Here is a 7761-nt window from a genome sequence, read left to right on the forward strand (position 1 = left end):
TCGAGGGTCGAGAGCTCGCGTCTCGCGTAGAGGAAGAGCCGGTCGTCGATTATCTCGACGTCGAGCGCCGCGGCGTTGTCGACGAAACGCGCCATGACGTCAGGGGTGAACAGGTACAGCGCGTCGCGCTCGTAACCGGTCGGACAGTACAGCGCGAAGTGCTGGTCGAAGTCGCCCTCGAGGCTGAGTCGCTGGTCGCGCGAGAACGTCGCCGGCAGGTTCGACGCCCCGAACAGGCCGTTGTTGCCCACGGCATCCAGGACGATATGGGGGAGCGGGGTGTCGAGCCGCAGCATGACGTACGCCCACTTGTGCGTCTGCTCGCTCTTCCCCGAGCCGGTCTTGTACGTGTAGTTGCCGACCTCGACCCAGCGCGGACGCGGGCCATGGATCACGTCGGTGGCCTCGCGGGAGTGGCCCTCCGCGAAGATCATGCCGGACAGGTCGGGGTTCGGGACGGCGGGGAACCACGTGAGTCCGTTCGCCTCGGCGAAGTGCGCGAGCCGGTACCGGCGCTCCGCGCGGCCGCGGAGCATCGCCGTCAACCCGAACACGAGCATGGCGATGACCGCGGCGAAGAAGACCAGGAAGCCGATGCCGACGGGGCTCGGGCGTCCGTCGTCCGCGAAGAGCGCGAAGCTCACGATGGATGCCATCAGGATCGCCGACACCAGAAGGATGCCGCCCACCACCACGAACCCGATCGTGGCGACGACGACGCTGTTCAGCTTCCCCTCGCGGCGGAGCTGGGCGGTGAACGCGCGGACGGCGGCGCGATCGACAGGGGCGGTCAGGGCTGAGGTGTCCGGGGGAGTACCGCTCATGGCCCCACGCTACCGAGGGCGTCGGCGAAGCTCGATTCCCGCTGCGGGGTGGCATCCGTTAGACTATGAAGGTTGTCTGGCGACGCCCATGCGCGTGTAAGCCCGAGACGACGTGCAACACACCCTCCTGCTGCCGGGAAATGCCCGTCAGCCGTTCTAGTCCGAAGGAGGTGGGTTAGTGACGCACCAGTACGAACTCATGGTCATCTTCGACCCCGAGATCGACGAGCGCCAGGTCGCTCCGAAGCTCGACGGGTTCCTCAAGGTCATCACCAACGATGGGGGAACCATCGAGAAGGTGGATGTCTGGGGTCGCCGCCGTCTGGCCTACGAGATCAAGAAGAAGAACGAGGGCATCTATGCCGTCGTCGACTTCACCGCCACGAGCGAGGCCACGCAGGAGCTCGACCGCCAGCTGAAGCTGAGCGAGCAGATCATGCGCACCAAGGTCCTCCGTGCCGAGGAAGCCATCGCGCAGGTCGCCGCCGAGGCGAAGCGCTCCGAGGAGAAGGCCGCCCGCAAGGCCGCCGCTCCCCGCAAGGTCGAGTCCGCCGAGAAGGCTGCGAAGTAACGACGATGGCCGGCGAAACCGTCATCACCGTCGTGGGGAACCTCACGGCCGACCCCGAGCTGCGCTACACGCAGAACGGGCTGCCGGTGGCGAACTTCACCATCGCGTCGACCCCCCGCACGTTCGACCGTCAGGCGAACGAGTGGAAGGACGGCGAGGCGCTCTTCCTGCGCGCCTCGGTGTGGCGCGAATTCGCCGAGCACGTCGCCGGATCGCTGACGAAGGGGTCCCGCGTCATCGCGACCGGTCGCCTGAAGCAGCGCTCGTACCAGGACCGCGAGGGCAACAACCGCACCTCGATCGAGCTGGAGGTCGACGAGATCGGCCCCTCGCTCCGCTACGCGACCGCCCAGGTCACCCGCGCCGCCTCTTCGGGCGGCGGCGGTGGCGGCGGACGCCCGCAGGTGCAGCAGGGCTCCGACGAGCCGTGGTCGACCCCCGGGTCGAGCCAGGGCGGCGCCGACGCCTGGAGCACTCCCGGTTCCTACGGAGACGACACCCCGTTCTGATCTCGCTGCGCCTCACGGCGTGACGAACCCCAACATTCCGGATGCCGAGTCCGGACGCCGCAAGCGCCCCCGGCATCCGAATCCACACGAAAGAAGGAAGCATGGCTGGAAAGGCCACTGGCGACCGCCGCAAGCCGCGGAAGGGCGCGAAGAACGCAGCCCCCGCGAAGGCGATCCGCGTCGGCGTCATCGACTACAAGGACGTCGCAACCCTCCGCAAGTTCATCTCGGAGCGCGGCAAGATCCGCGCCCGTCGTATCACCGGTGTCTCCGTGCAGGAGCAGCGCCTGATCGCCCGCGCCATCAAGAACGCGCGCGAGATGGCTCTCCTGCCCTACGCCGGCGCCGGCCGCTAAGGAGCACCCGATGGCAAAGCTGATTCTCACGAATGAGGTCACCGGGCTCGGTAGCGCCGGTGACGTTGTCGAGGTCAAGAACGGGTACGCCCGTAACTACCTCATCCCGCAGGGCTTCGCCGTGGCTTGGAGCCGCGGTGGCGAGAAGCAGGTCGCGTCGATCCGCGCCGCTCGCGAGTCCCGCGCGATCCACGACCACGAAGAGGCCGTGGCCCTGAAGAACACGCTCGAGTCGAACACCGTCAAGCTGGCCGTCAAGGCCGGTGCCGAGGGTCGCCTCTTCGGTTCCGTCAAGACGGGCGACGTCGCCGACGCGGTCAAGGCCGCCGGTCTCGGTGAGCTCGACAAGCGCAAGATCCAGATCACCTCGGCGATCAAGTCGGTGGGCGAGCACGAGGCGACCGTTCGCCTCCGCGACGACCTCACCGCCGTGATCACCCTCCAGGTGGTCGCCGCGAAGTAATTCGCGTCTGACACGGCCCCGGTCCCGCTTCGGCGGACCGGGGCCGTTTCGCGTCGGGCGGCGGGGCGGTGCGGCGCGCGGTGCGGTGCTGCGGCGGTGCGGCGCGGCGGTGCGGCTGCCGCGGGTTGCCTTGGGGTTTGGGGCGTGATCCGTGGCTTGGGGCGTGAGTTTTGCGCCCCGATGCGCGGAATCCGCCCCAAACCGGCAGCGCTGGGCGGTGGCTGGCGGTTCTGTGGATGTCTGGGGCGCGACCCGTCCCTGGTCGCGGCGGCTTCTTATGGTTTGGGGCGCGATCCGTCGTGTGGGGCGTGAATTCTGCGCCCCGACGCGCGGAATCCGCCCCAAACCCGGGCTCCAACGGCCCCTGCGGCGCGAGCGGCGGTGCTGCGGCGTGAGCGGCGGTACCCCGGCCCCGGCGGCGGTGCGTCGGCGGGAGGCAGTGCCGCTCTTCGGGTTTGGGGCGCGATCCGTCGTTTGGGGCGTGAATTTCCCGCCCCGATCCGCGGAATCCGCCCCAGACCGGCAACGCTCTCGGGCCCCGATCCGCGGAATCCGCCCCAGACCGGCAACGCTCGGGCCCCGATCCGCGGAATCCGCCCCAAACCGGCAACGCTTGGGCCACCGATGCGCGGAATCCGCCCCAAACCGGGAAGGCCACCGCAGCATCGCGGGACCCTCGCGACACGCGGCCGTCACGCCGCGTCCCTAGGCTGGTCGGCATGACCGTCGATCGCGCACCCGAGCGCCCGCGGGTCGTGCTGTACTCGGCATCCCTCGTCCTTCCGATCACCGCCCCACCGATCGTCGAGGGGGCGATCGCCGTCGCGAGCGGGCGTATCCGCCACGTCGGCGACCGCGAATGGGTGCTGCACGAGCTGCGCCAGCGCGGCGTGGAGTTCGACGAGGTGCATTGGCCTGGCATCCTGACTCCCGGCCTCGTCAACGCGCACTCGCACCTGCAATACACGGGCATGGCCGAGGTCGGGCGGGGGTCGTACGCCGGGTTCGAGGAGTGGGCCGCGGCCTTCCAGCCGGTCTACGAGTCGGGGCTGGATTGGGCGGCGGATGCCAGGACCGGCGCCGCCCAGATGATCGCCGCCGGCACGACGGCCGTGGCCGACATCGTCACCGACGTCGAGGCGGCCTCCGCGCTGCACGACGCGGGGCTGCACGGCATCACCTACTGGGAGGTGATGAGCTGGACCAACGCGGCGTGGGCCGAGCGGGGGAGGGCCGAGGTCGAGGCGCGGCTGGACTCGCTGCCGTCGCCGCCCGGAACCGGTCTGTCGCCGCATGCTCCGTATTCGCTCGACGTCGAGCCGCTGCTGGAGATCCCCGACATCGTGCGCGAGCGGGGGAGCAGGCTGCACATCCACCTCGGTGAGGCCGCGTTCGAGCGCGAGCACGGCGAGGCGCTGCCGTGGCGCGAGCGGCGTCCGGCGAGTTTCCAAGCTCTGCGCGAGGAGGGCTTCGGCACCGGAGCGACGGAGTTCGTCGACGAGCTCGGCGTCCTCGGACCCGACTGCCACATCGCCCACGGCGTCTACATGACGGCCCCGCGACCGCTCGGTGCTGCGGCAGCGCGGGACGACCGTCGCGCTGTGCCCGCGATCGAACGCCGTGATCGGACTCGATGAGCCGCCCGTCGCGGCGTACCTGGTCGAGGGCAACGCGATCGCGGTGGGCACCGACTCGCTGTCGTCGTCGCCGTCGCTCGACCTGCTGGGAGATGTGTCCGCGCTGCACCGGCTCGCGCGGCACCAAGGCTATGCGCACCGCGATCTCGCCGCGCTGCTGCTGCGCGCCGCGACGCTCGGCGGAGCGCATGCGATGGGCCTCGACACCGGCCCGCAGCGCACGGGCTACCTCGCCGTCGGCGCCGTCGCCGACCTCGCATTCTTCGACATCGACGTCGCCGCAGCGGACGACATGCTCGAGCACCTCGTCGTCGACGGCGCCGGGCGCGCGGCCGCGACGTTCATCGACGGCGACGTGCGCTTCGCATCCCCCGCCTTCGCCCGAGAGACCGGAGTATCCCGTGACTGACGACCGCCCGACCACCGCCCGGCTGCTCGACCTCGAGCAGCACCCCGAGGGCGGGTGGTTCCGCCGCATGTGGACCGGCACGTACGCGGTCGACACCCCCGCGGGTGCGCGGCCCGCGGCGACGCTCATCCACTACCTGTTGACGCCCGGCGAGCACAGCGCGTGGCACGTCGTGACGAGCGACGAGGTGTGGCTGTGGCACGGTCCGGGCCGCCTCGAGCTGTCGTTCGGCGGCGACGGTTCCGCGCCAGAACTCGTCGAGTCGGTGGTGCTCGGCGCCGACCTCGCCGCCGGGGAGCGGCTGCAGGCCACGGTGCCCGCGGGCGTGTGGCAGTCCGCGCGCCTCGTCGACGACGCCGAGGCCGTCGTGAGCTGCCTCGTCTCGCCCGGGTTCAGCTTCGAGGACTGGCGCCTCGCGGACTGAGCCCATGTGCCGTGCGTGCGGCGTCGTGGGCGAGGGGCGACGTCGCGTGTGACCGGCGGAGGGCCTGGGAGGAGCGGAGGGCGGTTTCGGCGCCGGGGGTCCTCCCATGGCCCCTGATCCTCCCCTCCTCACGGGCGTGGGGATGCCACGGCTCTCTGCTGCGTCTTGAGCACTGGCGCCTGGACGACCGAGCCGCGGTTTCGCGTGAGGGGCGGAGGGCGTGGGAGGAGCGGAGGGTGGTTTCGGCGCCGGGGCTCCTCCCTTGGCCCCATGTCCTCCCTTCCTCACGGGCGTGAGGGTGATGGCATCCAGGTTCCATCCTCCGCTCCGTGATTCACCTCCCGCGGGGGAGGTGGGGTTGACCCGGGACACACCGGACACCGGATGCCACGCCCCCCAATGGGGTGGCATCCGGTGCCGGAGTCGGGAGGTGCCGAAGCCCGCCCGACGTCGGTGTCAGGCGATCGCGCGGCGACGGCGGGCGAGCAGGACGCCTCCGAGGCCGAGCATCACCAGTGCGGCGTTGAGCAGGATCCAGAGCATGCCGCTCTCGACCCCGGTCACGGCCAGCTGACCGCTACCCGAGGCCACGGACGACACCGCCGAAACCGACGAGACCGAGGCGACCGAGCCGGTCACGCCGGGGGTGCCGGGCGTTCCCGGGGTTCCGGGGGTTCCCGGGGTGCCGGGGGTGCCGGGCGTTCCCGGGGTGCCGGGGGTTCCGGGAGTGCCCGGGGTTCCCGGGGTGCCGGGGGTTCCAGGAGTGCCCGGGGTTCCCGGGGTGCCGGGCGTTCCGGGAGTGCCCGGGGTGCCCGTCTCCGAGCCGTCCGTGGTGCTGTCACCGATGACCGAGACCGCGTTGCCGCCGATGGTGACCGGGAGGCTGATCGGGATGATCAGCTGGTTGCCGCCGAGGATGCTGTCGGTGCCGTCGGTGGTGACATCGCCGAGCAGTCCACCCGAGGTGCCGCCGGTGGTGGTGGCGTCCGTGGAGGTGCTGTCGCCGATGCCGGAGACGGCGTTGCCGCCGATGGTGATCGGAATCGACACGGGCAGGACGGCCTGGTTGCCGCCGAGGATGCTGTCCGAGCCGTCGGTGGTGACATCGCCGAGCAGGCCACCCGAGGTGCCGCCGGTGGTGGTGGCGTCCGTGGAGGTGCTGTCGCCGATGCCGGAGACGGCGTTGCCGCCGATGGTGATCGGAATCGACACGGGCAGGACGGCCTGGTTGCCGCCGAGGATGCTGTCCGAGCCGTCGGTGGTGACATCGCCGAGCAGGCCGCCCGTGGAGCCGCCGGTGGTGGTGGCGTCCGTGGAGGTGCTGTCGCCGATGCCGGAGACGGCGTTCCCGCCGATGGTGACCGGAACCGACACGGGCAGGACGGCCTGGTTGCCGCCGAGGATGCTGTCGGTGCCGTCGGTCTCGACGTCACCGGCACCAGCCGAGGCCGAGCCGCCGGTGGTGCTGGCATCCGTCGAGGTGCTGTCGCCGACCACCGACACGGCGTTCCCGCCGATGGTGACCGGAACCGACACGGGGGCCACGGCCTGGTTCCCGCCGCCGACGCTGTCGCCGCCGTCCGAAGCCACGTCGCCGGAGCCCGAATCACCCGACGCGGGCCCGGTGGTGCTGGCATCCGTCGACGTGCTGTCGCCGATGACCGACACGGCGTTGCCGCTGACGGTCACAGGCACGTCCACCGAGACGAGACCCTGGTTGCCGCCGAGGATGCTGTCGCCGCCGTCGGTGGTGGCTTCCGGCGCGCGCTGCGATGCGGGCGCCGAGGTGCTGGCATCCGAGGAATGGCTGTCGCCGATGACGGACACGGCGTTGCCGCCGATGGTGACGGGCAGGTCGACCGAGATGATCGCCTGATCGCCCGAGAGGAGGCCGCCGGTGCCCGACGTCTCCGCGGCATTGGCGATGCCGGCTCCGACGACGGCCAAGCCGCCGCCGATCAGCGCGCCGAGGATGGCGCGCGAGTAGATCTTGCGCATGAGAGTTCTCTCCTGGTTGTGAATGAGGGTGCGCGGAACGCGCGGGACCGTCTGTCGTGCCGGGGCACGACGAGGCCCGCCTCAGTCGGGAGAGACGTCGGTGGCGAAGGTGGGAGCGCCGGGGAGATCGTCGTCGACGAGTGCGCTGCGGAAAAGAAGAACGAAGGTCGGCGAGCCCGAACGGTCGTCGAGGCGCGCGGCCGCGGGGCCGCTTCCGCCGGACGAGAAGGATGCCGAAGCAGAACCCGGGATGCCATCGCCCAGCCCATACGCGACGGGCGTTTCGGCCGGAGGGGCCGCGGCGTGGACGGAGCTCGCTCCGGCGGAAGCGCTCGGGGCGGTGGCCTCAGCCGCGGCGAAGGACGCAGCGGTCGTGCGGACGGCGTCGGTGGGTTCTCCAGCCAAGGCCGGTGCCTCAGGCAGCACGGCGACGGGCGCTGCCGCGTCGACGCCCGCTACCGGGGCGACGGGGTGGGCGCTGCCACCGGGGAGGGCCGGCGGCAGCGGGTCGGTGGAGGGGGCCTCGCCGACGACGACGGGAAGCGTCCCGTCGACGGTGTCAACCACGCC

The 7761-nt window shown here is 71.2% G+C and carries 9 protein-coding genes and 1 pseudogene; 7 read left to right on the forward strand and 3 right to left on the reverse strand.

What is annotated here, in order from left to right:
• On the reverse strand, positions 1-824 hold an 824-nt coding region (locus I5G_RS15480), incomplete at its 3' end, for a hypothetical protein (RefSeq protein ID WP_022879871.1).
• A gap of 178 nt (positions 825-1002) precedes the next feature.
• On the opposite strand from I5G_RS15480, the gene rpsF reads away from it, so the two are divergent.
• The 7 genes from rpsF (at position 1003) to I5G_RS15510 (ending at position 5193) form a co-directional block, all read left to right on the forward strand.
• A complete protein-coding gene (gene rpsF / locus I5G_RS15485; protein WP_022879872.1) occupies positions 1003-1395 on the forward strand; it encodes a 30S ribosomal protein S6 in 393 nt (130 codons plus the stop codon).
• A 5-nt stretch (positions 1396-1400) separates the two neighbouring features.
• Positions 1401-1904, forward strand: a complete 504-nt coding sequence (locus tag I5G_RS15490) for a single-stranded DNA-binding protein (protein WP_022879873.1) — start codon at positions 1401-1403, stop codon at positions 1902-1904.
• A 101-nt stretch (positions 1905-2005) separates the two neighbouring features.
• Positions 2006-2260 (forward strand): 30S ribosomal protein S18, encoded by a 255-nt coding sequence (gene rpsR, locus I5G_RS15495; RefSeq protein ID WP_013584646.1) that lies wholly within the window; start codon positions 2006-2008, stop codon positions 2258-2260.
• Between the two features lie 10 nt (positions 2261-2270).
• Positions 2271-2723: a 50S ribosomal protein L9 gene (gene rplI / locus I5G_RS15500; protein WP_022879874.1), complete on the forward strand. Its 453-nt coding sequence runs from the start codon at positions 2271-2273 to the stop codon at positions 2721-2723.
• Positions 2724-3442: 719 nt separating this feature from the next.
• On the forward strand, positions 3443-4360 hold the full coding sequence (locus I5G_RS22880; RefSeq protein ID WP_306305791.1) for an amidohydrolase family protein: 918 nt from the start codon (positions 3443-3445) through the stop codon (positions 4358-4360).
• The gene (locus I5G_RS26915; RefSeq protein ID WP_306305792.1) at positions 4344-4769 is read left to right on the forward strand and encodes an amidohydrolase family protein; all 426 of its coding nucleotides are present in this window, start codon (positions 4344-4346) and stop codon (positions 4767-4769) included. Before I5G_RS22880 ends, I5G_RS26915 begins: the two co-directional genes overlap by 17 nt.
• Positions 4762-5193, forward strand: coding sequence for a cupin domain-containing protein (locus I5G_RS15510; protein ID WP_022879875.1), 432 nt, complete (start codon positions 4762-4764; stop codon positions 5191-5193). The genes I5G_RS26915 and I5G_RS15510 overlap by 8 nt, the downstream gene beginning before the upstream one ends.
• A gap of 456 nt (positions 5194-5649) precedes the next feature.
• Here the strand turns inward: I5G_RS15510 and I5G_RS26245 are convergent, their stop codons facing one another.
• Entirely contained in the window at positions 5650-7191 is a 1542-nt protein-coding gene (locus I5G_RS26245) for a DUF320 domain-containing protein (protein WP_022879876.1), read from the reverse strand.
• A gap of 81 nt (positions 7192-7272) precedes the next feature.
• Positions 7273-7761: pseudogene (locus I5G_RS25985) on the reverse strand (hypothetical protein); the annotation flags it as partial.

It is taken from the genome of Microbacterium sp. B19 (assembly GCF_000333395.1).
GTDB lineage: Bacteria > Actinomycetota > Actinomycetes > Actinomycetales > Microbacteriaceae > Microbacterium.

Bases quoted from the DNA above. Each gene is read 5' to 3' on its own strand.
- I5G_RS15490 (WP_022879873.1), top strand. From the start codon at position 1,401: ATGGCCGGCGAAACCGTCATCACCGTCGTGGGGAACCTCACGGCCGAC.
- rpsR (WP_013584646.1), top strand. From the start codon at position 2,006: ATGGCTGGAAAGGCCACTGGCGACCGCCGCAAGCCGCGGAAGGGCGCG.
- rplI (WP_022879874.1), top strand. From the start codon at position 2,271: ATGGCAAAGCTGATTCTCACGAATGAGGTCACCGGGCTCGGTAGCGCC.
- I5G_RS22880 (WP_306305791.1), top strand. From the start codon at position 3,443: ATGACCGTCGATCGCGCACCCGAGCGCCCGCGGGTCGTGCTGTACTCG.
- I5G_RS26245 (WP_022879876.1), bottom strand. From the start codon at position 7,191: ATGCGCAAGATCTACTCGCGCGCCATCCTCGGCGCGCTGATCGGCGGC.